This is a genomic window from Herbidospora sp. RD11066 (genome assembly GCF_054661255.1).
Genome location: NZ_BAAGDO010000340.1, coordinates 1 through 240 on the forward strand (window position 1 = coordinate 1; position 240 = coordinate 240).

The 240-nt window shown below is 35.8% G+C and carries 1 protein-coding gene; it reads left to right on the forward strand.

The annotated features are described in order from the left end of the window. The coding region (locus ACYQ78_RS40065; RefSeq protein WP_459806229.1) for a hypothetical protein at positions 1-240 on the forward strand (240 nt) is incomplete at both ends.

A 240-nucleotide genomic window follows, 5' to 3' on the forward strand; every position in this document is an offset into this window, starting at 1 on the left:
CAAACAAATGCGACAAATGATGTAGAAGCGAAACATTCCAGTTTGACTGCTTATTTTGGGGATTCAAAAGAATTATATACGAATCCAAGAGAATTAGTACGATCAAAAACAGGACATGAAGTACCAACAACGGCTCAGGTAACGTATAAAACACCATTTAACTTGCAAGAAGCAGGGACAAGAAATGTTGTTGTCACAACAACTTATGAAAATGGAGTAACAAAAGATGTAACAACTCCT